The 23,568-nt window shown below is 64.0% G+C and carries 23 protein-coding genes; 9 read left to right on the top strand and 14 right to left on the bottom strand.

Annotation, left to right across the window (positions count from 1 at the left end; genetic code table 11):
- Positions 1–5: 5 nt before the first annotated feature.
- The 5 genes from ACQ4MM_RS16145 to ACQ4MM_RS16125 all read right to left on the bottom strand — a co-directional run bounded on the left by ACQ4MM_RS16145 (position 6) and on the right by ACQ4MM_RS16125 (position 4,684).
- Positions 6–821: an NTP transferase domain-containing protein gene (locus ACQ4MM_RS16145; protein ID WP_431478297.1), complete on the bottom strand. Its 816-nt coding sequence runs from the start codon at positions 819–821 to the stop codon at positions 6–8.
- A 41-nt stretch (positions 822–862) separates the two neighbouring features.
- Entirely contained in the window at positions 863–2,056 is a 1,194-nt protein-coding gene (locus tag ACQ4MM_RS16140) for a pyridoxal phosphate-dependent aminotransferase (protein WP_431478296.1), read from the bottom strand.
- A gap of 37 nt (positions 2,057–2,093) precedes the next feature.
- Positions 2,094–2,984, bottom strand: a complete 891-nt coding sequence (aepX, locus tag ACQ4MM_RS16135) for a phosphoenolpyruvate mutase (protein WP_431478295.1) — start codon at positions 2,982–2,984, stop codon at positions 2,094–2,096.
- 99 nt (positions 2,985–3,083) lie between these two features.
- Complete coding sequence (locus ACQ4MM_RS16130; protein WP_431478294.1) at positions 3,084–3,512, bottom strand: hypothetical protein; 429 nt, start codon at positions 3,510–3,512, stop codon at positions 3,084–3,086.
- Positions 3,509–4,684: an MFS transporter gene (locus ACQ4MM_RS16125; RefSeq protein ID WP_431478293.1), complete on the bottom strand. Its 1,176-nt coding sequence runs from the start codon at positions 4,682–4,684 to the stop codon at positions 3,509–3,511. Before ACQ4MM_RS16125 ends, ACQ4MM_RS16130 begins: the two co-directional genes overlap by 4 nt.
- 116 nt (positions 4,685–4,800) lie before the next feature.
- Here ACQ4MM_RS16125 and ACQ4MM_RS16120 point away from each other — a divergent pair, with 116 nt between their 5' ends.
- Positions 4,801–5,685, top strand: coding sequence for a LysR family transcriptional regulator (locus ACQ4MM_RS16120; RefSeq protein WP_431478292.1), 885 nt, complete (start codon positions 4,801–4,803; stop codon positions 5,683–5,685).
- Here the strand turns inward: ACQ4MM_RS16120 and ACQ4MM_RS16115 are convergent.
- Positions 5,682–6,698 (bottom strand): transporter, encoded by a 1,017-nt coding sequence (locus ACQ4MM_RS16115; protein WP_431478291.1) that lies wholly within the window; start codon positions 6,696–6,698, stop codon positions 5,682–5,684. The two genes, ACQ4MM_RS16120 and ACQ4MM_RS16115, sit on opposite strands and share 4 nt — an antisense overlap.
- Positions 6,699–6,783: 85 nt before the next feature.
- Here ACQ4MM_RS16115 and ACQ4MM_RS16110 point away from each other — a divergent pair, with 85 nt between their 5' ends.
- Entirely contained in the window at positions 6,784–7,662 is an 879-nt protein-coding gene (locus ACQ4MM_RS16110) for an HlyC/CorC family transporter (protein ID WP_431478462.1), read from the top strand.
- On the top strand, positions 7,662–9,200 hold the full coding sequence (lnt, locus tag ACQ4MM_RS16105; protein WP_431478290.1) for an apolipoprotein N-acyltransferase: 1,539 nt from the start codon (positions 7,662–7,664) through the stop codon (positions 9,198–9,200). Before ACQ4MM_RS16110 ends, lnt begins: the two co-directional genes overlap by 1 nt.
- On the opposite strand, the gene ACQ4MM_RS16100 is transcribed toward lnt, so the two are convergent.
- Together ACQ4MM_RS16100 and ACQ4MM_RS16095 are read right to left on the bottom strand one after the other, a co-directional pair.
- Positions 9,197–9,559 carry a hypothetical protein gene (locus ACQ4MM_RS16100; RefSeq protein WP_431478289.1) on the bottom strand — a complete coding sequence of 121 codons (363 nt, stop codon included), beginning with the start codon at positions 9,557–9,559 and terminating at the stop codon, positions 9,197–9,199. The genes lnt and ACQ4MM_RS16100 overlap by 4 nt on opposite strands.
- A 13-nt stretch (positions 9,560–9,572) precedes the next feature.
- Entirely contained in the window at positions 9,573–10,187 is a 615-nt protein-coding gene (locus ACQ4MM_RS16095; protein ID WP_431478288.1) for a hypothetical protein, read from the bottom strand.
- 173 nt (positions 10,188–10,360) lie between these two features.
- Here ACQ4MM_RS16095 and glyQ point away from each other — a divergent pair, with 173 nt between their 5' ends.
- The 6 genes from glyQ to ACQ4MM_RS16065 are packed head-to-tail and all read left to right on the top strand — an operon-like array spanning position 10,361 to position 16,302.
- Positions 10,361–11,272 (top strand): glycine--tRNA ligase subunit alpha, encoded by a 912-nt coding sequence (gene glyQ, locus ACQ4MM_RS16090; RefSeq protein ID WP_431478287.1) that lies wholly within the window; start codon positions 10,361–10,363, stop codon positions 11,270–11,272.
- Between the two features lie 13 nt (positions 11,273–11,285).
- The gene (gene glyS, locus ACQ4MM_RS16085) at positions 11,286–13,388 is read left to right on the top strand and encodes a glycine--tRNA ligase subunit beta (protein ID WP_431478286.1); all 2,103 of its coding nucleotides are present in this window, start codon (positions 11,286–11,288) and stop codon (positions 13,386–13,388) included.
- A 1-nt stretch (position 13,389) separates the two neighbouring features.
- Positions 13,390–13,947 (top strand): D-glycero-beta-D-manno-heptose 1,7-bisphosphate 7-phosphatase, encoded by a 558-nt coding sequence (gmhB, locus tag ACQ4MM_RS16080; RefSeq protein ID WP_431478285.1) that lies wholly within the window; start codon positions 13,390–13,392, stop codon positions 13,945–13,947.
- A gap of 23 nt (positions 13,948–13,970) precedes the next feature.
- Complete coding sequence (locus ACQ4MM_RS16075; protein ID WP_431478284.1) at positions 13,971–14,711, top strand: lysophospholipid acyltransferase family protein; 741 nt, start codon at positions 13,971–13,973, stop codon at positions 14,709–14,711.
- Entirely contained in the window at positions 14,657–15,595 is a 939-nt protein-coding gene (locus tag ACQ4MM_RS16070) for a M48 family metallopeptidase (protein WP_431478283.1), read from the top strand. The genes ACQ4MM_RS16075 and ACQ4MM_RS16070 overlap by 55 nt, the downstream gene beginning before the upstream one ends.
- On the top strand, positions 15,595–16,302 hold the full coding sequence (locus ACQ4MM_RS16065; RefSeq protein WP_431478282.1) for a phosphodiester glycosidase family protein: 708 nt from the start codon (positions 15,595–15,597) through the stop codon (positions 16,300–16,302). Before ACQ4MM_RS16070 ends, ACQ4MM_RS16065 begins: the two co-directional genes overlap by 1 nt.
- On the opposite strand, the gene ACQ4MM_RS16060 is transcribed toward ACQ4MM_RS16065, so the two are convergent.
- The 6 genes from ACQ4MM_RS16060 to ACQ4MM_RS16035 form a co-directional block, all read right to left on the bottom strand.
- Complete coding sequence (locus tag ACQ4MM_RS16060) at positions 16,299–16,904, bottom strand: response regulator transcription factor (protein ID WP_431478281.1); 606 nt, start codon at positions 16,902–16,904, stop codon at positions 16,299–16,301. The two genes, ACQ4MM_RS16065 and ACQ4MM_RS16060, sit on opposite strands and share 4 nt — an antisense overlap.
- Complete coding sequence (locus tag ACQ4MM_RS16055; protein WP_431478280.1) at positions 16,901–18,022, bottom strand: sensor histidine kinase; 1,122 nt, start codon at positions 18,020–18,022, stop codon at positions 16,901–16,903. Before ACQ4MM_RS16055 ends, ACQ4MM_RS16060 begins: the two co-directional genes overlap by 4 nt.
- Positions 18,023–18,033: 11 nt before the next feature.
- On the bottom strand, positions 18,034–19,821 hold the full coding sequence (locus ACQ4MM_RS16050) for a CIA30 family protein (RefSeq protein WP_431478279.1): 1,788 nt from the start codon (positions 19,819–19,821) through the stop codon (positions 18,034–18,036).
- A gap of 90 nt (positions 19,822–19,911) precedes the next feature.
- Positions 19,912–21,195: a lipid IV(A) 3-deoxy-D-manno-octulosonic acid transferase gene (gene waaA / locus ACQ4MM_RS16045; protein WP_431478278.1), complete on the bottom strand. Its 1,284-nt coding sequence runs from the start codon at positions 21,193–21,195 to the stop codon at positions 19,912–19,914.
- A 2-nt stretch (positions 21,196–21,197) separates the two neighbouring features.
- Positions 21,198–22,163, bottom strand: a complete 966-nt coding sequence (gene waaC / locus ACQ4MM_RS16040; protein WP_431478277.1) for a lipopolysaccharide heptosyltransferase I — start codon at positions 22,161–22,163, stop codon at positions 21,198–21,200.
- On the bottom strand, positions 22,164–23,543 hold the full coding sequence (locus tag ACQ4MM_RS16035; RefSeq protein WP_431478276.1) for a phosphomannomutase/phosphoglucomutase: 1,380 nt from the start codon (positions 23,541–23,543) through the stop codon (positions 22,164–22,166).
- Between the last annotated feature and the right edge of the window lie 25 nt (positions 23,544–23,568).

Genomic DNA, 23,568 nt, shown 5'->3' with positions numbered 1-23,568 from the left:
TCCGGTTAGGCCACCGCCGCCAGCGGCGGGAACAGCAGGTTTGCGATGTCCAGGTCTTCCGGCGTGTCCACCTCGAACCACGGCAAACCGTCGGTGCTGACCGCATCGATCTGCATGCCTTCCCCCACCAGGTTCTGCATCGCGTATTCCAGCGGCGCCGTGACGCCCGCGCGCCCGATCACGCCACTGACCTGCTGCAGCAGGCGGGCACGCGGCAGCCCGCGCCGCACGAAGGTCAGGTTGACCGTCTTGTAGCTGCCGGCCAGCCCGAAGCCGGGGGCGCGCACGCTTTCGTGCAGCCAGGCCGTGACAATGCCCTGGCCGACGCAGGCGAAAGTGCCGCTCAACGCGGGTTCATACGGCGCCAGCAGCGTCGCCGCCTGGCCGCCGCGGCAGCCCTGTTCCAGCAGCCGCCACAGCAGGCCGCGGTCGATCACCACATCGCCTTCGATCAGCAGCAGATGCTGGCGGTCGCGCTCCGTGTCGGCGGCATGCAGCGCCATTTCCAGCGAAAACACGGAACCGGTTTGCGCATAGCGTTCGTTGAACACGAAATCCACTTGCAGTGGCCGCAGCTGCAGCATGGACCAGCCGGCGACGAACTGCCGGATCGCATGGTCCAGGTAGCCGACCACGATGGTGACCCGGCATACATCCAGCGCGCTCAGCTGTTCCAGCATGCGTTCCAGGATCGGGCGGCCGGAAACCGGTACCAGGCATTTGGGCAGGGCCTTGGTGTTTTCCTTGAGTCTGCTGCCCAGTCCGGCAGCCAGAATAATGGCGTGGGTATCGGCACCAAGGCCGGTGGCTTGCTTGATCATCTTGCTATCCGTATTCGATGTGTGGGGGGGAGGCAGCCGGCTCATTGCAGGCGCTGCAGCAATTGGCGCAAGCGCTGCAATCCTTCGACCACGTCGTCGGTGCTGATCGCATACGAGATGCGCACCGAGCTTGGGTCGCCGAAGGCAGCGCCGGACACCATGGCAATGCGCGCCTCGCGCAGCGCCGCTTCGCAGAACTGGTCGACGTCGGCGATGACGGTGCCGTCCAGTTGCTTGCCAAGGTGGGCCGAAATGTCGAGGAACAGGTAAAACGCGCCTTGCGGCTGCGCTACCTGCACCGAGGGCATCTCGGCCACGATGGCCAGCGCCCGCCGCAGCCGCTCGTCCAGCGTGCGGTTGACGCGGGCGATGAACTGGCCATCTTCGCGCGCCAGCGCATAGCTGATCGCGTACTGCGCCACGCTGCTCGGGTTGGAAGTGGTATGGCCCTGCAGGTTTTCCATCGCCTTCATCACGGGGGCGGGCGCGGCCACGTAGCCCAGGCGCCAGCCGGTCAGCGCATGGCTCTTGGAGAAGGAATTGACCAGCACGATGCGCTCCTTCAGGCGCGGCTCGATGGCCAGGATGTGGGCATGCTGGTGGCCGCCCCGGACCAGCGCGGCGTAGCACTCGTCGAAGATGATCCAGAAGTCGTGCTGCAGCGCCAGGGCGGCGATCTTCGCCAGCTGCGCGGCCTGGTACACGGCGCCGCTTGGATTGTTGGGCGTATTGATGATCAGCGCCTTGGTCTTCGGCGTGATCGCCTGTTCGACCTGGCTGGCCATCAGCTGGTAGCCAGCGTCGCGCGTCTCGATGAACACCGGCCGCCCCTGCGCCAGTTCGACCTGGGTCGGGAAGGTGACCCAGTACGGGTTGGGGATGATCACTTCATCGTCCGGGTCCAGCAGCACCATGGCCGCGTTGTACAGCGCCTGCTTGGCGCCGGCCGTCAAGCCTACTTCATCGTGCGCATAGGCGACGCCGGTATGCTGCGAGACCAGTGCCCCGAGCTGCTTGCGCAGCTCCGGCGCGCCCATGGTCGGCGTGTAAATATTCTTGCCGGCGTCGATCGCTTGGCGGGCGCCCTGCTTGACCGCGTCGGAAGTATCGCCGTCCAGTTCACCGGCGGCGAAATTGACGATATGCAGGCCCTGGGCTTTGAGCTCATTGGCAATGGTGCGCATGCGGGAGGTGCCCGGTGCAGCGATTTTTTTGGTGCGTTGCGCGAGTGTCATGGTGAGGTTCCTGGTTGGATGGGCAAGCGGCCGCGGCTCAGGCCGTACCGGGAATCAGTCGCAGGATTTCGTCGATCCCCAGGCAGCGCGGTTCGATTTCCAGCGTGCGTCCATTGCGCAGGATGTCTTCGGCCACGCCCTTCATGGCCAGGTAGGCGCTGCGCAGCATGTGGTTGGCATAGATCACGACATTGAAGCCGGCCCGCTCGAGCTCTTCGAATTTCAGGTGCGCATAACTGGTCGGCACGCAGATCAGCGGCACGTCCGGATGGCGCTGGCGGAACAGGCGCGCGAATTCGATGATCTCCTGGCCGTCTTTTTTGCGGCTGTGGATCATGATGCCGTCCGCGCCGGCGTCCACGTAGGCCAGGCAGCGCTGCAGCGCGTCGTCCATGCCGCGCTCGAGGATCAGGCTTTCGCAGCGCGCGATGATCATGAAGTCGTCGGTGATGCGGCTGGCGCGCCCGGCCCGGATCTTGTCGCAGAATTCTTCGATCGCATCCTGCTGTTGCAGCACGTCGTTGCCCAGCAGCGAATTTTTCTTCAGGCCGCGCTTGTCCTCGATCACGACAGCCGATACGCCAGCCAGTTCCAGCGCCTTGACGTGCAGCGCAAAGTGTTCCGGCTTGCCGCCGGTATCGCCGTCGAAAATCATGGGCAGCGCGCACACGTCGAAGATTTCATGCACATTCAACAGGCGGTTGCTGGCACTGAGGATCTCGATGTCGGGCAGGCCCTTCTGGGTGGAATCGGTCAGGGAACTCGACCAGACGGCGTCATAACCGACGGTGTTGCCGGGCGCCGGCTCGAAGCAGGCGTGCTGGGCCAGCAAGGCTGATATCGGACTGTGCGCTTCGAGGGCACGCAGGCAAGATTTGCTGTTCAGCAGGCGCTTGAGTTCCGAACGGCGTTTATCGGAAGTCATCATGGTTTCTTCTTTTCCTTGTTAAGTCAGGCTTCAAATTGAAAGGGAAATCCGTCCCCTGCCGCGTGCTACGGGCGGGGCTGGTCCGGACAAACGGGAGGACTACTCCCAGTGGGTAGACAGGAGCTCCTGCCATGCCTTAAGGGTTGCGGCGTCGAGCCCGGCGCCGCTCAGGACATCCGGCGGTCGCGGAAATGCGATGTCGCAATAGCTGCGACCCAGCAGGTCGACCGGCGCCGCATAGCGCGGGATCGCGTGCAAATGCGGGTTGGGATCCACCATCATCAGCGCCAGATAATTGAACTTCACGGCCGGGGCCAGCCGTCTGACGGTGGCTTCGAAGCTGCGTATCAGCTGCGGCAATTCGGCCCCGGCCTGCGGACTCAGCCCGCCCAGGCTGTCCACTGGCGCGCGCGCCGCGATGATGCAGCTCAGCGGCGTCGTTTGCAGCGGCCTGAGCAGCACGACCCAATGCTCGTATTCCTTGATTGCGGTATGCGGATAGCCAAAGCGCGCCAGGGTCGGATTCACCAGGCCTCCTGGCCGAAACGCCACGCGCGCCAGAACAGCAACATGCCGCAGAGCGAGCCCAGCAGAAGCACCAGCAGCACCGTGCCCGGATTGCCCGGCGCCTTTGCCAGCAAGGCAGCGCCCACCGGTCCGGCAGCCCGCGCCAGCAGCGACGGCGCACCGAGCATTCCGCTATTGGCGGCATAGCGCTCAGTGCCGGCCAGTTCCAGCGGCACTGCCGCGCGTACCACCGTGAGCAGTCCCAGTGCCAGGCCGTAGGCGACCACGAACAACAGCGACAGGATGGGCAACCACTGGGCCAGCCACAACGCCGCCAGCGACAGCGACATCAGCCCCAGGGTAAACATCCCGATCCGCCGCACGCTGGCGTGGTGGCCAAACACCAGGTCGGCTGTCCGGCTGACAACCTGCATCGGGCCGATGCAGGCCGCCAGGCCCAGTGCCGTCGCCGGCGCAAAGCCGCGCGACTCCAGCATCGGAATCGCCTGTACCGCCATGGCGGCCGTGATAAAGCCGCACATGGCAAAGCAGACCGAGAGGTAGCCCAGCATCGCATCGCGCACGGGCGCGGGCGGTGCCGCACGGTGCAGCGGGTCCGGCGTTGCCGCTTGCGGCTGAGCGGACGGCTGCTGGCTGAGCAGCAGCAGTACGCACACCAGCAGATGCAGGGCCGCGTATAGCAACAGCGTAGCGCGCCAGCCGATGCGCTGGCCAAGGTAATAGCTCAGCGGCCAGAATACGGTGCTGGCCAGACCGCCCACGACGGTCAGCCAGCCGATGCGGCGTCTATGCCCGCTGGCAAAGCTTTGCACCACCAGTGCAAACGCCGCTTCGTACAGGCTCATCGCCATAGCCAGGCCCAGCAGCGACCACATGGCGTAGACCATCCCGACCGAACTGGCGGCGCTCAGTCCCATCAGGCCCACCGCGCCCAGCACGGCGCCCAGCATCATCACGCTGCGCGCGCCCAAGCGGTCCATCGCCACCCCCACCGGATAGGTGGCCAGCCCCCATACCAGCAGCGCCACCGAGAAGGCGCCGGTCAGGGTGCCGGCGCTGCAGTGCAGGTCCTGCTGCATGGCGTGGCCCAGTACGCCGAAGGCGTAGTACAGGCTGCCCCACGCGACCAGCAGGGCAAAGGACAGCACGGGAACCAGGCAAGGGGAAAGCATTGTTAAGTCATCAAGTTGTCATATTCGGCAAGTGTGCTGCTTGCCTGCCTGGCAATCAAACGAGAATTTGGTATGATGTGTTGAGTATTTTTCAACACTACGACCCCGGGTTATTGATGACTGTTCGCCCCCCGCTGCACGCCCTGTATGTCTTCTGCGTCGTCGTCCGGGAGGGCGGCTTCCGCCAGGCGGCCCAGGTGCTGCACCAGACGCCGGGCGCGGTCAGCCGCCAGGTCCAGGCGCTGGAAGAACGCCTCAAGCAAGTGCTGTTCGAGCGTTCAACCGGCAATTCGGCCACGCTGACAGTCGTCGGCCGGCAATTGCACGACAAGGTTGCGGAGCAACTGGCCGGCATCATCGACGTGCTGGAACCATCCGGCGGCCCGGCAAGCCAGCATTCCATCCTGGTCGATACCAGCGTCACGCTGGCCATGCACTGGCTGATTCCCCAGCTGCCCGATTTTCGCCAGCGCTATCCGCATATCCAGGTCGATGTGCGGACCGTCGACGGAGACATCAATCCTTCGGCACCGGTCGACGTCTTCCTGCGGCGCGATGCGGCAGAATTGCGCGGCCTGCCTTCGCAGACATTCATGCACGAGCGCTGCGTACTGGTGTCAAGTCCCGCCTTCGCATCGTCGCTGGGCACGCTTCAGGCGGATGGCATGCACTGGCTGGCCAGGGTGCCGCGCATCGGCATGCGTTCCCGGCCCGACCTGTGGCCCGGCTGGAGCCAGGCGCATGGCATGGCGGCGCGGACGCTTGCGCCGACCATTGAGTTCGACAACACCATCCTGGCAATCCAGGCGGCCATGCAGGGTCTTGGTGTGCTGGTGGTGCCGGAGGCCTTCGTCGCGGCAATGGTCAAAGGCGTCGCACTGCAGCGCATCCATCCGGCCTGCATCGAAAGCGGCACTTACTCGTTTGCCGTGGGCCGCCAGCGCGCCTCGCCGCGGGTGGATACCTTCACGCAGTGGCTGAAGGAGCGCGGCATGCGCTAATCGTTGCGCTGGCGGAACAACCAGGCGCCCGCCACCACGGTAAACAGCAAAACGATGCCGGCAATGATCCAGAAGCCGGACTGGTCGCCGGCCAGCGGCACGCCGCCGACATTCATGCCCAGCAGGCCGGCAATGATATTGATCGGCAGGGCCAGCACGGTCACGATGGTCAACACATAGAGGCTGCGGTTATTGGCCTCGCTGGCCAGGGCCGCGATCTCTTCCTGCAGCAACTTGATGCGCTCCTGCAGCGCCGCCATATCGTTCAGCACCACCGCAAATTCCTCGGTTGACTCGCGCAACTCCTGGCGATCGGCGTCGCTGGCCCATGACGGTGGCCGTTGCAACAGGCGGAACAAGGCGGCCGGTTCCGGCGCCAGCAGGCGTTGCAGCCGCACCAGCACCCGCCGCAAGGCGCCCAGGTCGGCACGCTTGAATTTCAGTTTGCCCGACAGCAGGTTGTCTTCGATCCGGTCCACCTTGCCGGTGGCATCGCGCACGATGCGGGTCAGCACATCGGCCTGGTCGCGCAACAGGTGGGTCAGCAGCACCACGCTCGACACCAGGTTTTCCCCGCCGCGCACCGCCTGGCGCAGCCGCTCGACCGCCTGCAGGGGCTTGCGCCGCGCGCTTACCACCAGGCGCCGGTCGACGCTCAGGCAAACGCTGGAAATATCCGACGGTTCGAAGCTGAAGTCGCGCAACACGTCATTCACCACCGCCACCAGGGTATCGTCGGCCTGCTCGATGCGGGTCGAGCGCGCGCCCTCTTCGTGCAGGCTGTCGTAGTATTCATTGGCCAGCACGGCATGTTCGCGCATCCATTTTTCGCTGGCGGTATTGGCAAGATTAAAATGCAGCCAGAGGAATTCACCATCTGGATTGGCGCCGCCGCGCAACCACTGTTCGGCCTCGGAGGCTTCGATCGGCACCGGTTGCGGGCCGCGCCCGAACAGGTAACCGCAGACCAGGCCGCACTGGTCCGATCCATAGGTGACTGCACTGATCTGCATGAGTTTCCAATCTGATAATTTCGGCCTGGTCGCGGCTGTTTAGTGTATGCTATAGCACTTCGGAACGACGGCTTTAATGCCAATTATGCAAGAGCACTCTAGTAGCGTCAGGAATGACGCTAAACCACACCGGTCGCTGTTCGAGCGACTCACCGCCCTGATTTCCCCTGAGCCCGAGAGCCGCTCGGAGCTGCTTGAAGTCCTGCACGACGCCCATGAACGCAACCTGATCGATGCCGACGCACTGTCGATGATCGAAGGCGTGTTCCAGGTGTCCGACTTGTCGGCGCGCGACATCATGATCCCGCGCTCGCAGATGGATGTCATCGATATCACCAAACCGATCGAGGAATGGCTTCCGCTGGTGCTGGAAACAGCCCACTCGCGCTTCCCTGCCATCGAAGGCGAGCGCGACAAGGTGGTCGGCATCCTGTTGGCCAAGGACCTGCTGCGCTACTACGCGGAAGAATCGTTCGACGTGCGCGACATGCTGCGCCCGGCAATCTTCATCCCGGAATCGAAACGCCTGAACGTCCTGCTGCGCGACTTCCGCGCCAACCACAACCATATGGCCATCGTGGTCGATGAGTACTCCGGCGTGGCCGGCCTGATCACCATCGAGGACGTGCTGGAGCAGATCGTCGGCGATATCGAGGATGAATACGATTTCGACGAAGAAGAAGACAATATCCTCTCCATCAAGGAAGGCAAGATCGGGCCGCGCTGGCGCATCAAGGCGCTGACCGAACTGGAACAGTTCAACGAAGAACTCGATACCGACCTGGCGGACGAGGATGTCGACACCATCGGCGGCCTGGTGGCCAAGCACCTGGGCCGCATGCCGCACAAGGGCGATACCTTCGACATCGCCAACCTGCGCTTCGAAGTGCTGCGCGCCGACGCGCGCCAGGTCCATGTGCTGACGGTTGAGAAACTGCCGGCCGCGGTGGACGAGCAGGACTGATGCGCTGGCGTAAGACCAGGGCAGGCGAACCGCCTGCCCCGCCCCGTGCTACCCGTAGCCGCATGCTGATCGCCGCCATCGCCGGCGCGGCTGGCGTGTTTTCGTTTGCGCCGTTCGGCTGGTGGCCGCTGCAGATCGTGGCGCTGGCAGTGCTGGTGTACCAGGCTTTGCGTGCCGATGGCGTGCGCGCTTCCGCCCTGGTGGGCTGGGCTTTCGGCTTTGGCTGGTGCCTGGCCGGTTTCCACTGGCTGTACATCGCAATCCACGACTTTGGCGGCATGCCTGCGCCGCTCGCCGCGATTTCGATCGCCCTGCTGGCGGCGGCGATGGCCCTGTATGCATCCGGCGCCATGGCCGCTACCGCCTGGCTGCGCCAGCGTTGGCCGCTGCCGCTGCCTGCTGCCGCGCTGCTGGTGCTGCCGGCCTTCTGGGCTTTGTTCGAACTCCTGCGCGGCTGGCTGTTCACCGGTTTCCCTTGGGTCACCGCAGGCTATGCGCACACTACTTCGCCGCTGGCTGGCTACGCACCGGTGCTGGGCGTGTATGGCATCAGCTGGCTGGCAGCCATCAGCGCGGGCGCCCTGCCGCTGCTGATGCATCCCTTCCGCTATAAGGCGCTTGCCCTGGTCGCGGCCATCTGGATCGGCGGCTTTGCGCTGGGACGGATGGAATGGACCACGCCAACCGGTAAACCGCTGTCGGTACGCTTGGTTCAAGGCAATGTCGCGCTCCAGAACAAGTTTGATATCAAGCATCTCGGCGCTATCCTGCGCATGTACCAGCAACAGGTCACTGCAGCGCCGGCCGACCTGATCGCCATTCCCGAGACCGGCGTACCTTTGTTCGCCTCGCAACTGCCGCCGGGCTACCTGGATTCCTACGGCCAGTTCGCACGCCGCAGCGGCAGCCATATCGTGCTGGGCATTCCCATGACCAATGGCGTGGAATATTCGAACAGCGTGCTTGGCCTGCCGCCATCGCTGTCCGCCAGTACTTACCGCTACGATAAGCACCACCTGGTGCCGTTCGGCGAATTCATTCCCACCGGCTTCCGCTGGTTCACCAACCTGATGCAGATCCCGCTGGGCGACCAGACGCGCGGTGCGCTCATCCAGGCGCCGTTCCCCGTGAAGGACCAGAAGGTGCTGCCGAATATCTGCTACGAGAACGTGTTTGGCGAAGAGATTGCGGAACAGATTTCGCTGACCGGCGCCAGCGTGATGCTGAATGTGTCCGAATTGGCCTGGTACGGCGAATCGATCGCCATCCCGCAGCATTTGCAGATGTCGCAAATGCGCGCGCTGGAGACCGGCCGCCCGATGCTGAGCGCCACCAACAGCGGTGCCACCGTCGTGATCTCCCCACGCGGTGAGGTGACCCACGCGTTGCCGTACCGCCAGCCGGGCGTGTTGAGCGCAACGGTGCAAGGCATGGCGGGCGACACGCCTTACATCAGGCTGCAGAACAAACTCTTCCTCATCCTGGCCGGCGTCTCCATCGCCGCCGCCTGGCTCTGGTCGCGCAAGCCGCGCGGCTAAAAGACTTCGTCAATGGTCCTGGCGCTCACTACCGCCAGGCACCAGCGCTGCAACTCATCCTGGGAAGCTGCTTGTACCTTCTGCCGCGTGCCATCGTCGAGCGGCCCGAAGCGCACTTCAAGCAAATCACAGACCATTTTTTTCAGCGTTTCCAGTCTTCCACGAACTTCACCGCGAGCTTCCCCGCGCGCCTCTCCTCGCGCTTCTCCTCGCGCTTCTCCTCGTGCTTCTCCTCGCGCTTCGCCGAGCTGCTCAGCGCGCTCTTGCCACAGATATTTCCAAGCCATTTCACGCCTCCCATCGAGAATTTGCTGCTGCGCTGCCAACTCGGCTTGCAGGGGCTCCGGCAATGTCATCATCCTGTCTACCAGGTCAAATACGTCCAGGAATTTCTTTCGCGCCCAACCGCAGGCACGCAGTCCCGTCAGCAGTTTGTCTTTGACAATCGCGCGTGTTGAAGGTTCCCGGCGCGTGCGCAAGGTAAACAGGTGTGCCACCCCCCAGCCAGGCAAAAACGTTGTCGCTGACCAGTAACTGTTCCAGGCAGTGCGAAAAGTCGCGCAGCTTGATGGTCTCAAACCTGAACGTCATGTGGGTATGGCCAGCGGAGAGATCGAATCGATTGGGTCGCCAGGTTGGACTACGGTCGCCGAGTATGGCGATGCTGCGTACCGGCAATTGGAAATGTTCGTATAAACGGTATTGGCAAACAAACATGCGTTCTGCGAAACCGCGCTGGCGAGCGACCTGGATCTCGATATGCCACAGGTACGGCTGGCCATCCACGCCCGGCGCGCGGAGCAATTTGTCGACCCGGAACTGGCCCAGCTTGCTGTCGCGGGAGCATTTGGCAAGTTCCTGATCCAGGCTCTCTGGCGAGGGCCGCCCGCCCCACTCTTCGAGCAGGAAAAGTTCAGTGAAATCAGGCCAGTAGAGCTCAATCGCCTGCTTCCAGACAGAATCGTAGTCGGCGTTTGGAATATCCATGCCGCTTGGACTGTCCAGCAGGCAGCAGGTTCAGGCGGCATTGGCGGGCTTTGATATCGATCAAACGCCCTGCGGGCCGGGCAAAACTCTACAGGTTCACCGCAAAAACCGCTAAAATGAGCCGTTTTAGCGAACCGATAACGCTCGCGCCCAGGGCGCCACCAACGACCACGATGCTGACATTTCAACAAATTATCCTGACCCTGCAAACCTATTGGGACAAGCAGGGCTGCGCACTGCTCCAGCCATACGACATGGAAGTCGGCGCGGGCACCTTCCACACCGGCACTTTCCTGCGCGCCATCGGCCCTGAGCCATGGCGTGCAGCCTATGTGCAGCCGTCGCGCCGCCCGAAAGACGGCCGCTACGGCGAAAACCCGAACCGCCTGCAGCACTATTACCAGTACCAGGTGGTCCTGAAGCCGGCGCCGGAAAACATCCTGGACCTGTACCTGGGTTCCCTGGCCGCACTGGGCCTGGACCTGAAGCAGAACGACGTGCGTTTCGTGGAAGACGACTGGGAAAGCCCGACCCTGGGCGCCTGGGGCCTGGGCTGGGAAGTCTGGCTGAACGGCATGGAAGTGACCCAGTTCACCTACTTCCAGCAAGTGGGCGGCCTCGATTGCAAGCCCGTGCTGGGCGAGATCACCTACGGCCTGGAACGCCTGGCGATGTACCTGCAAGGCGTGGAAAACGTCTACGACCTGGTCTGGACCGAGTGGGAAGAAGTTGGCCGCGACGGCGTACCGGTCAAGAAGCAGCTGAAATACGGCGACGTGTTCCACCAGAACGAAGTGGAACAGTCCACCTACAACTTCGAGCACGCCAACACCGACCTGCTGTTCGCGCAATTCGCCAACCACGAATCCGAAGCCAAGCGCCTGATCGAACTGCAACTGGTCCTGCCAGCGTATGAGCAGATCATGAAAGCCTCGCACAGCTTCAATATGCTTGACGCCCGCGGCGCCATTTCCGTGACCGAGCGCGCCGCCTACATCGGCCGCGTGCGCACCCTGTCGCGCATGGTCGCCCAGGCCTACTACGAGTCCCGCGAACGCCTCGGCTTCCCGATGGTCGCCAAATAAAAGAATACCGAACATGAATCAGACCCTGCTCATCGAACTGCTGACCGAAGAACTGCCGCCGAAAGCCCTGTCCAAGCTGGGCGCCGCTTTCGCCACCGGCATCGTCAACGGCCTGAAAGCGCGCGACTTCCTGGAAGAAGACAGCGTCGCCACCACTTACGCCACCCCGCGCCGCCTGGCCGTGTCGATCACCAAGGTGCGCAGCACCTCGCCGGACAAGCAAGTGCGCGAAAAGATCCTGCCGGTCGCCATCGCACTGGATGCCGACGGCAACCCGACCGCGCCGCTGACCAAGAAGCTGGCCGCCATGGGCCTGGCGCACATCGCCGTGGCCGATATGGAACGCGCCCAGGACGGCAAGGCCGAGAGCTTCTTCTACACCAAGCTGGCGGCCGGCTCCGCCCTGCAATTGGGTGCGCAAGCAGCGTTGGAAGAGACCATCGCCAAGCTGCCTATCCCAAAGGTCATGAGCTACCAGCGTCCGGATGGCGAGACCGTGCAATTCGTGCGCCCTGCCCACGCGCTGATCGCCCTGCATGGCGCCAGCGTGCTGCCACTGACCCTGCTGGGCCTGACCGCAGCGAACAAGACCGAAGGCCACCGCTTCCTGACCGAACCGGGCAAGCGCGAAGTGACCATCGCAGACGCCGAATCCTACGCAGCCACCCTGGCGGAAGCCGGCAAGGTGGTGGCAGGCTTTGAGGCGCGTAAAGAAGCGATCCGCAGCGCCCTGCTGCAAAAGGCGGGCGCCGACCAGGTGCTGATGCCGGAAGCGCTGCTGGAAGAAGTGTCGTCCCTGGTCGAATGGCCGGTCGTGTACGAATGCCACTTCGAGGAAGAATTCCTGGCCGTGCCGCAGGAATGCCTGATCCTCACCATGCAGACCAACCAGAAGTATTTCGCACTGACCGACGCCAACGGCAAGCTGCGCTCGCGCTTCCTGATCGTGTCGAACATTGCCACCGACACTCCGGCAGCCATTATCGGCGGCAACGAGCGCGTGGTGCGCCCGCGCCTGTCCGACGCCAAATTCTTCTTCGAGCAGGACAAGAAGAAGTCGCTGGAGTCGCGCCTGCCGATGCTGAAGAACGTGGTGTACCACAACAAGCTGGGCACCCAGGCCGAGCGCTCCGAGCGCGTCACCTCGCTGGCAGCGGCCATCGCCGGCCGCCTGGGCGGCGACAAGGCGCTGGCTGAACGCGCCGCGCGCCTGTCCAAGGCCGACCTGCTGACCGATATGGTGGGCGAATTCCCCGAGCTGCAAGGCATCATGGGCACCTACTACGCTCGCCACGACGGCGAGCACGAAGAAATCGCGCTGGCCGCATCCGAGCACTACCAGCCGCGCTTTGCCGGCGACAACCTGCCGTCCACCGCCACCGGCACGGCCGTGGCGCTGGCCGACAAAGTGGAAACCCTGGTCGGCATCTGGGCCATCGGCCTGCAGCCAACCGGCGACAAGGATCCGTTCGCGCTGCGCCGCCACGCACTGGGCGTGCTGCGCATGCTGGTGGAGAAACGCCTGCCGCTGTCCATCTCGGCCCTCTTGGGCGACGCCGCCGCGCAATTCGCGGCAGTGCCGAACTTCAAGGATCCGAGCGTTGACGTCAGCGCCTTCATGATGGACCGCCTGCGCGGCATGCTGCGCGAGCGCGGCTTCAGCGTCAACGAGATCGAAGCCGTGGTGGCGCAGAACCCCGACCGCCTGGACGACATCGTGCAGCGCCTGGAGGCGGTGCAGGCCTTCGCCGCCCTGCCGGAATCGGTCTCGCTGGCCGGCGCCAACAAGCGCATCACCAACATCCTGAAGAAGAACGAAGAAGCGCTGGCACAGGCCAGCACCGTCAAGGCCGAACTGCTGCAGGACACCGCAGAGAAAGCCCTGCACGCAGCCATGGGCCGCGTGGCACCCGAAGTCGACGCGGCATGGGCCAAGGGCGACTTCAGCGCCACCCTGAAGACCCTGGCGCAGCTGAAGGAGGAGGTCGACGCCTTCTTCAACGACGTGATGGTGATGGCCGAAGACATCGCCCTGCGCAACAACCGTCTGGCGCTGCTGTCTTCCCTGCACGGCATGATGAACCGCGTCGCCGACATTTCCAAGCTGGCGGCCTGACATGCCGCAGACCCAGCCCACCAAGCTGATCATCCTGGACCGGGATGGCGTGATCAACCACGACTCCCCCGACTTCATCAAGTCACCGGACGAGTGGATCCCCATCCCCGGCTCGCTGGAAGCGATCGCCCGCCTGAACCAGGCGGGTTATCGCGTGGTGATTGCGTCGAACCAGTCGGGCATCGCCCGCCAGTATTTCGACATCAACACCCTGAACGCAATCCACCAGAAGATGCACCGCCTGGCGCAGCAGGTTGGCGCCGATATCGACGCCATTTTCTTCTGCCCGCACGCGGCGGCCGACAACTGCGACTGCCGCAAGCCAAAACCTGGCATGTTTACGGAAATCTCGAAACGCTTCGAGATCGGCCTGAAAGGCGTGCCGACCGTGGGCGACTCGCTGCGCGACCTGCAGGCGGGCTTTATCAGCGGCTGCGTGCCGTTCCTCGTGCTGACCGGCAAGGGCGAAAAGACCCAAGCCACCGGCGGCCTGCCACCCGGCACCCAGGTCTTCCCCGACCTGGCGGCCACTGTAGACTACATATTAAAAGCCGATTAATCGCTAGAAATTGGAGACCGTCGTTGCGTAATTTCGTTCTGTTCCTGCGTTCCGCCCTGTTCATGGTTCTGATGGCCATTGCCACCGTCATCTGGTCCGGAGTCTGCATGCTGGCAGCGCCGCTGCCATACAACAAACGCTATTTCATAACCTCGCGCTGGAATGTCTTCATCGTCTGGTGTGCCAAATGGATCTGCGGCATCAACTACCGGTTCAAGGGCTATGAGAACTTCCCGGATGCCCCGGCCATCATCCTGTCCAAGCACCAGTCGGCATGGGAAACCATCTTCCTGCTGGCGAACCTGCCACGCCCACTGGTGTTTGTATTCAAAAAAGAAATCCTGTACATCCCTTTCTTCGGCTGGGGCATTGCACTGCTGCGCATGATCCCGATCGACCGCAAGCAGGGCAAGAATGCATTCAAATCTGTTGTAGCGCACGGCAAGCGTCGACTTAAAGACGGGCAATGGATTATCATGTTCCCGGAAGGGACCCGTATTCCGGTCGGCCAGCAAGGCAAGTACAAGAGCGGCGGCACGCGCCTGGCAGTGGAGACCGGCGCGGTGGTCGTGCCGATCGCCATGAACTCGGGCGAGTGCTGGCCAAAGAATTCCTTTATCAAGAAACCGGGCACCATCACGGTGTCAGTTGGCAAACCGATTTCGTCGGAAGGTAAAACTCCGGACGAATTGATGGAGCAGGTGGAACAGTGGATCGAATCAGAAATGCGCGTCATTTCGCCCCACGCCTACAGCGCTGGCTAGCCGAAAAGGCTGAAGCGCAACAGGAGGCGCCGCCGCCATCGGCCGCGCCTTCTTCTCCGTTTCCCGTTCCCGCTCCCGCGGCAGTTAACCTGCTGCGCCCCCCGGTGCAACTGCGCCGCCAAGAACCCAGCTCCCCACCGCTATCCGGCGACCAGGACAAGCGGCAACTGCTTGTCGGCGAATACATTCTCGAATACGTGCTGAAGCGCTCCACACGCCGCTCGATCGGATTCACGGTCGACGATACCGGCCTGTATGTGACGGCGCCCAAGCGTTGCTCGCTGGCCGACATCGACAATGCCATCCGCGCCAAGCAGCACTGGATCCTGTCCAAACTCGATGAACGCCGCCAACGCCGCGCGGCGCGCCTGGAGAAGCCGCCCATCGTGTGGGATGACGGCGCACGGCTACCCTACCTTGGGGAAGAAATTACGCTGCGCCTGTACCAGGCGCCGCGCAACCGCACGGAGTTCGACCCGCAGGCGATGGAACTGTCCATGGGCCTGGTGCAAGGCGCCACCGAGCAATTGCTCAAGGAGCGCGTCAAGAACTGGTACAAGGCCCAGGCGGAAGGCCTGTTCCAGCAGCGGCTGGACCTGTATGCGGCGCGCCTGGGCGTGCAGTATGCGGGATTCTCGCTGTCCTCCGCCGATACGCGCTGGGGCTCCTGCACCGCGCAGCGCACCATCCGCCTGAACTGGAAGCTGATGCACTTCTCGCTGCCGCTGGTGGACTACGTGGTGGCACACGAACTGGCTCACATCCTGGAAATGAACCACAGCGCGCGTTTCTGGGCCAACGTCGGCCGCATCTATCCGCAATACGAGGAAGCCAAGCAATTACTGCGCAAACGCGCGGCGGAGCTCGCGCCCCTGTTCACCTAGTGCGCTGGCCCGCCTCCCTGCTGCTGCTTGCATCGCTGGCATCATGCAGCGCGATTCGCGCCGGCGAGCCGCGCTTTACCGTCGTAACGGTCGACCCGCTGCGCGAGCGCCTGCAGCTTTTCCTGAACGATGAACAGGGCCGGCCTTACAAGCGGCTGGAGAAAGTCGCTGCTGCAGTGGCCAAGCGCGGCCAGCGCCTCGCATTCGGCATGAACGCCGGCATGTACCATGCGGATTACTCACCGGTAGGCCTGTTCGTCGCCGACGGCATCGAACGCTCCCCGTTGAACCTGTCTGCTGGCGAAGGCAACTTCTTCATGCGCCCAAATGGCGTGTTGCTGGCCAACGAAGCCGGAGTCCAGGTCGTGGAGTCGTCCGAATACCCGGCTTTGTCCGCCACGGCGCGCCTGGCAACGCAGTCGGGGCCCATGCTGCTATCGCGTGGAGCCATCAACCCATTATTCATTCCCGACTCCAGTTCGCGCCATATCCGCAACGGCGTATGCGCGATCGATGGCAAGGCGCTCTTCGTCATCAGCGAAGATCCGGTCAATTTTTATGAGTTTGCGCGTTATTTCCGTGACACGCTGAAATGCCGTGACGCCCTTTACCTGGACGGCTCGGTCTCCGCGCTTTACTCCTTGGCGCTGGGCCGCAACGACAGCCGCGCCAACCTGGGGCCGATCATCGGGACCGTAGCGAATTAAAGCCAGCCGGCCTCGCGGGCCAGGCGGAAGGCTTCGACGCGATTGCCTGCATCGAGCTTGCTGATCGCTTCCGACAGGTAGTTGCGCACGGTGCCTTCCGACAGGCTCAATTGCCTTGCGATCTCCGCGCCGCTGCGGCCTTCGCCGGCCATGCGCAGCACCTGCCGTTCGCGTTCGCTCAGTGGATCTTCTCCGCCGCTCCAGCTCTCCAGCGCAAGTTCAGGCGCGATGGCGCGGCCGCCGGCATGCACGTTACGGATAGCGGCCGCCAACGATTCGGACGGCGCATCCTTCAACAGGTAGCCGCGCACGCCGGCCGCCATGGCGCGCCGCAGGTAGCCGGAGCGGGCGAAGGTGGTGACGATCACCACGCGCGGCGCAGCGCCGCGCGCGGCCAATACGCCTGCCAGCTCGAGGCCTGTCATCAGCGGCATTTCGATATCGGTCAACACGATGTCGGGATGCAGTTCTTCACACAGCGCCAACGCCTCCTGCCCGTTGCGCGCCTGGCCGACCACGTCTAGGTCCGGCTCCAGCTTCAATAGCGCAGCCAGGGCGCCCAGCACCATCGACTGGTCTTCGGCAATCAGTACGCGGATCATGCGGCAGCTCCCATCGGTAAATGTAATTCCAGCGCCAGGCCGCCCCCGGGCCCGCCATGCCCGGCTTGCAGTGCCAGGCGCCCGCCCGCTGCCATAACGCGCTCACGCATGCCGCGCAGGCCATTGCCGCTCGCCAGCGCATCGCGGTCGACCGGCGCACTGCCGTCGTCGCTGATATGGCAGACAACCTGCCCGCCCCCCTGCCTTACGCTGACCTCGCAGCGTGTGGCCCTGGCATGGCGCAGGATGTTCGTGACAGCCTCGCGCAGGGACAGCGCAAGCACATTCTCCACCGTCGCAGGCATCGGGAAGGACTGCACGTCCGCATCGAGCTCCACGCCGGCCGCGGCGAGCGCGGCGCGCGCCTGCGCCAGTTCCTGCGCGAAGCCGCTTTGACGGAAGCCTGTGACGGCGCTGCGCACCTCGGCCAGGGCATGGCGCGCTGTGGTTTCGATATCCTTGATTTCCTTCGCCGTCGCCGCCGCATCGCGCTCCAGCAGGCGCCCGGCCAGCTCGGCCTTGATCGCGATCAGCGACAAGGTGTGGCCCAGCAGGTCATGCAGGTCGCGCGAGATGCGCTCGCGTTCAGCGATGCGGGCCAGGTGCTCGACTTCTTCCTGCTTGCGCAGCAACTGCTGGCCCGAACGGCGTACGCGGGCATCCATCACGCTGGCGATACCCACCGGCGCCCCCACTGCCAGCGCCGGCAGCAGGAAAGTCAGGGGCAACTGCACTGCCAGCGACACCAGCGCGGCGCCGCCGAGGATCAGCCCTATCCCGAAGTAGGCGTGGCGCGGCTGCTCCAGCGCAGCGCACATCGAGCAGGCAAAGATGAAGAAGGTGCAGGCGCCGAAATTGAATGGCGCCCAGGCGAAACCCAGGGCGACCGTCGCCAGCAACAGCGGCACTGCGCGCTGGTTGCGCAGCCAGTAGCTGGCGAAATACATGGGCACGAAGGCAGCAATCGACAGCGCCAGCATGCCCAGCTCCTGCAGCGTGGGCTTGATGTAGAAGTACTTCCAGAAGAAGAAGTTCAGCGACAGCAGCCACAGGTAAGGCGCCTTGCCAAGGTAGGGCGGCACCCAGGGACCTTCCAGCCAACGCCTTACCTGGACCATGCTTCGTTCCTCTACTGGTTGGTCAACCGCACGTCGGCGATCTGGAACTGATAGTCGCCAATCTTGGGGCCGGCGTTGAACATGATCAGGGTGATCGCGCTGGTATCGACCCCGGCGAAACTTGCCATCGGCATCGCGACTTCCTGCCACTCGGCACCGGCGGCAAACTGCTGGTAGACCGGAATGCGCGCGCTACCGTGCATGATACCCACCTGGTAGCCCTGGCCGTCGCCCTTGACTCGGAAGCGCAAAGTCTTGGCGGCGCTCAGGTTCGCCGCCTGGAACGGCTGGCTGCCCGGCACGAAAGCGATACCGGCCCATGGGAAGGCGAAGCCCTGCTGCACGCTCGCCTTCACGTTGACCGCATTCTCGCCCGCGTACTCCAGGTTTACCGTCGATTTGCCGCCCAGGAAGGCGTCGTTGGACGGTACCCAGCCGGTGCCGAACGGGCTGGCCAGCTTTTCCTTGCTGAACATGCTGATCATGCCGTCCGCCGGCAGCACCAGCGGCGCGCCTTTCGGCGTGCTCAGCTCCTTGGCAACCAATTCCTGCTGCGCCTTGCGGCGTGCCGACACGGTGGCGCCATCCTTCCACACTTCCACGACATTGCGGGTAGCCTTGATGTCCTGGCTCGGGTCGCCGTCAACCAGCAGCAGGTCGGCCTTGGCGCCTTTGGCAATCGTGCCGCGGTCGGCCAGGCGGAAAGCCTTGGCCGGCACCGACGTGGCGGCGCGCAGCGCTTCCAGCGGCGTCAACCCGGCATCGGTCAAGGAGAGCAGTTCGTGGTGCAGGCTGGCGCCGGCCTGGGTACCGCCGTTGCCGGCGTCGGTGCCGGCCAGCACCGGCACGCCTGCCGTACGCAGCGCGGCCACCACCGACCTGGTCGCGTTCAGGCGCTGCGCCATCTCCTTTTTGCCGTACGGGGAATTGAGCGGCGCGATCTGGTCGCTTGTCAGCAGGGCCATCATCTGCTTGTCTTCCAGCACATCCTTCTCCTTCAGGCCCGCTACGCTTTCCAGCACGCTGAAGGTCGGGATGACGAAGGCCTTGCGATCATGCGCCAGCTTGACGAAGGACTTGAGGTCGGCGTCCGCAATCGACTCGCCGTTGAACAGGTGCACCAGGCCATCGGCGCCTTCTTCCAGCGCGGCGCGCGCATCCTCCGGATTGGAAATGTGCACCACCGCCAGCTTGCCGCGCTTGTGGGCGGCCACGATCAACCCCTTCACGGTGGCTCGCTCCAGGCTCGGCACCGGATGTCCCGGCGAGCCCGGCTCCATCACGATCTTGATGAAGTGCGAGCCTTCGGCAATGCGGGCATCGACCCAGGGCTGCGCTTCTTCCGGCTTGGTCAAGGTGGGAATCGGCATGCCGTATTCGGTACCGTGGCCGCCCGGCACAGTGGCCAGTATGCCGGCCGAGATGATGTCCGGACGATCCTTGTTTTCCCCGCGCTGCATGCGGCTGTTCATTTCCTTCAGCAGCGGCACGGCAGTGAACATATCGAGTTCGCTGGTCACGCCGAACACCAGCGGCAGTTCGAGGTGCTGGAAGCTGTGGGTATGGGAGTCGATCAGGCCTGGCATCAGCGTGCGGCCGGTGCCCTCGACCACTTTCGCGCCGGCGGGGGCTTTGCCCTTGAAGTCGGCGTTTGCGATCTTGCCGCCTTCCAGCAGCACGCTGCGCTTGGCATGCACTTGCTGTCCGTCGAACACGCGGACATCCTTGATCAGGGTGGTTTCGGCTGCCATGGCAGGCAGGGCGCCGGCCAGGCTGGCGGCAACTAATAGTCTTAGCATTGCGGTCTCCTTGTGTTCAGGTGAACGCAGTATCCGGTCTGCAGGTCCGGCGCACCAGAACCAAATGCCATGACTTCGTCATGACATTTGTCACTTCAAATCCGGAAGCAATGCAATCGTGCGTGCGGTGGCGCCGCGGTGGGTATTGGCAAAGGTCTGGGCATGCGCACCCATCGCGCCGCGGGCAGTGCTATCGGCCAGCAGTCGCGCAGCCTGCTGCATCAGGCCATTGCTATTGGGCACGCGCACCGCGCCGCCTTGCTGCAGGCAGTCTTCGGTGGCTTGCGCGAAATTGAAGGTATGCTCGCCGACGATGATCGGCTTGCCCAGCGCAGCCGGCTCGATCAGGTTCTGGCCTCCCAGCGGCTGCAGGCTGCCGCCGATGAACGCCAGGTCGCAGGCCGAATAGTAGGCAAACATCTCGCCCATCGAATCGCCCAGCACCACTTCGGTGGCAGGGTCAACGCTGGCGCCTGCTGCCGTCAGCGACGAGCGGCGCTGCAGCGACAGGCCGCGTTCCGTCACCATTGCCGCCACTTCGTCAAAGCGCTGTGGGTGGCGCGGTACGATCAGCAGCAGCAGGTCTGCCGGCAGCGCTGCGCGCGCGGCCTGGAATGCTTCCAGGATCATGCCTTCCTCCCCTTCGCGCGTACTGGCGCACAGGAAGACCGGGCGCAGGCCGAACTGCCGGCGCAGTTGCGCACCGCTTGCCAGGGCTGCTGGCGGAATCACGACGTCGAACTTGATGCTGCCGGTCACGTTCACGTTGCTGGCGCCCAGCTCGCGGATGCGCAGTGCGTCGGCTTCGGTCTGTGCCGCTACCAGGGTGATGCCCTGCGCCGCATCGCGTATCACTTTGCCGAAGCGCTGCGCCTTGCCCAGCGAACGCTCGCTCAGGCGGGCATTGGCCAGCACCACAGGCACCTTGTCACGCCGGCATTGCCGGATCAGGTTGGGCCACACTTCCGTCTCCATCAGGATGCAGACGCGCGGCTCGAAATGGCGGATGAAGCGCGCCACCAGCAGCGGCATATCGTATGGCAGGTAGGATTGCACCACGCGTGCGCCATGCTTGCCGAACAGGCTCTTGCCGGTAGCGCGGCCGGTCGGCGTCATGCAGGTCAGCACGATGCGCGCCTGCGGGTATTTCTGCAGCAGTGCGTCGACCAGCGGTTCGGCGGCACGCGTCTCGCCGACCGAGACTGCGTGCACCCAGATGGTGGCCGGTTCATCGTTGGCAGCGCGCGCGCCATACATGCCCAGGCGTTCACTCCAGTGCTGGCGGTAGCCCGGCTCCTTGCGGCCACGCCACCACAGGCGGCCCAGCACCAGCGGCAAGGCCAACCACCACATCAATGTGTAGAAGCGTCGCATGCTCAGAGCAGGCTCTTGGCCGCAGCCAGCACTTCAGCCACGCCGGGCGGCGCACCTTTGTCGCCGAGGTTGATGATGCGCGGAGACCAGTTGCCTTCGGTTTTCCAGCGCGGCGAATCGGCGTAGATCTCGACCACAGGGCGCGAGAATGCCGCAGCGATATGGGTCAGGCCGGTGTCCACGCCCACTGCCAGCGCGGCGCGGCGCGCCAGCATGACGGCGTCGGCCATCGCCAGTTTCGGCAACACGCGGGCATTGGGGATGCTGGCGGCCAGCACTTCGGCTTCCGCTTTTTCCTTGTCCGAGCCCCATGGCAGCAGCACCGGCATCGGCGCCAGCGCCTTGCCCAGTTCAATCCAGTTGGCCGGCGCCCATTTCTTGGCGTCGCGTGCGGTACCATGGAAGAACACCGCATAAGGCGTTTCGCCCATCCAATCCGGGCGCGGTTCGCTGGCCGGCACCTCCGGCAGGCCGAAGTCGGCCGGATAGTCGGCGTTGAATCCCAGCGCAGCTGCCACCACCAGGCGTCCGCGTGCCACCGCGTGGGTACGCGGGTCGAGCGCAATGCTCTTGCTGTGGAAAATGCGCGAAATACCTTCGTAGCCCGAGCCTTCGCTGCCGTTGGCCAGGCCGACCTTGTTCTTGCCGCGCGCGGCGCCCATGATGATGCCGGTTTTCAGCAGCCCCTGGGTGTCGAACACGTAGTCATATTGCACTTGGCGCAGCTGGCGGAAGAAGGCGCCGATCTCGGCGCGGGTTTCCTTCTTGCCCAGGCTCTTGCGCCAGCGGCGCAGGCCCCACGGCAGGATATTGCGCACCATCGGGTTCAGCCGCACCAGGCTGACATAGCCTTCCTCCACCACCCAGTCGATATTCGCGTCGGGGAAGTGGCGCTTGATGTCGGCCACGATTGGCATATTGTGCAGCACGTCCCCCAGCGAAGAGACGCGTACCAGGAGGATATTCATTTAGAACGGCAGTTTCGCATCCGGCTTGGCTGCCAGGATCACATCGCGGAACTGGCCCTGGATGCGCGCCAGTGCAGCCGGCGATTCGGCTTCGAAGCGCATCACGATCACCGGGGTGGTGTTGGAGGAACGCGCCAGGCCGAAGCCGTCGGCATATTCCACGCGCAGGCCGTCGATGTCGATCACGCGCTCATTGCCCGGGAATTTCGCTTCCGCGGCCAGCTTCTCCATCAGGGCGAAGTTTTCGCCTTCATTCAGGTGCAGGTGCAGTTCCGGCGTGCTGTCCGACTTGGGCAGCGCATTCAGCAGGGCCGAAGGATCGGCATGGCGGGTCAGGATCTCCAGCATGCGCGCGCCGGCATACAGGCCATCGTCGAAGCCGTACCAGCGGTCCTTGAAGAAGATATGGCCGCTCATTTCGCCGCCCAGCGGGGCGCCGGTTTCCTTCAGCTTGGCCTTCACCAGCGAGTGGCCGGTCTTGTACATCAGCGGCTTGCCGCCGGCCTGCTCGATGTAGGGCGCCAGGTGGCGTGTGCATTTCACATCGTACAGGATTTGCGCGCCCGGATGCCGGGTCAGCACTTCTTCAGCGAACAGCATCATCTGCCGGTCCGGGAAGATGATCTGGCCGTCCTTGGTGACGATGCCCAGGCGGTCGCCGTCGCCATCGAAAGCCAGGCCGATTTCAGCGTCGGTGTCCTGCAGCGCCCTGATCAGGTCCTGCAGGTTTTCCGGGTGCGCCGGATCCGGGTGGTGGTTGGGGAAAGTGCCATCCACTTCGCAGAACAATTCCACCACTTCGCAGCCCATGCCGCGATACAGGTCGCCCGCAAAGGCGCCTGCCACGCCGTTGCCGCAATCGACGGCAATCTTGATCGGGCGCGCAATCTTCACGTCGCCGATGATGCGCTGCAGGTATTGCGCGCGGATATCATAGGTGCCGTACTTGCCGGCAGCGGCGGCCGGCTGCATGCCCGCTTCGATGGCATGGTACAGGGCGGTGATGGCATCGCCATGGATTGCCTCGCCCTTCAGCACCATCTTGAAGCCGTTATAGTCCGGCGGGTTATGGCTGCCGGTGACCATGATGCCGGAACGGGAGTCGAGCACCTGGGTGCCGAAATACACCATCGGCGTGGCCACCACGCCGAGGTCGATCACGTCGACGCCGGCGGCCTGCAGGCCCTGCGCCAGGGCCGCGATCAGGCCAGGACCGGACAGGCGGCCGTCACGGCCGATCACCACGCTGCGCTCCCCCTTCGCGGCGGCGGCCAGGCCGAAAGCATGGCCGATCGAGCGCGCCACGCCTTCGTCCAGTGTTTTTCCGATGACGCCGCGGATATCGTAGGCCTTGAAGATGGATTTAGAGAGAGCAACCATAGAGAACTGAAAACGAGGAATATTT

The organism is Massilia eburnea, assembly GCF_050709955.1.
Classification (GTDB): domain Bacteria; phylum Pseudomonadota; class Gammaproteobacteria; order Burkholderiales; family Burkholderiaceae_D; genus Rugamonas; species Rugamonas eburnea_A.
The sequence above is the reverse complement of the archived record's forward strand: the minus strand, read 5'-3'. Positions and strand labels throughout refer to the sequence as shown.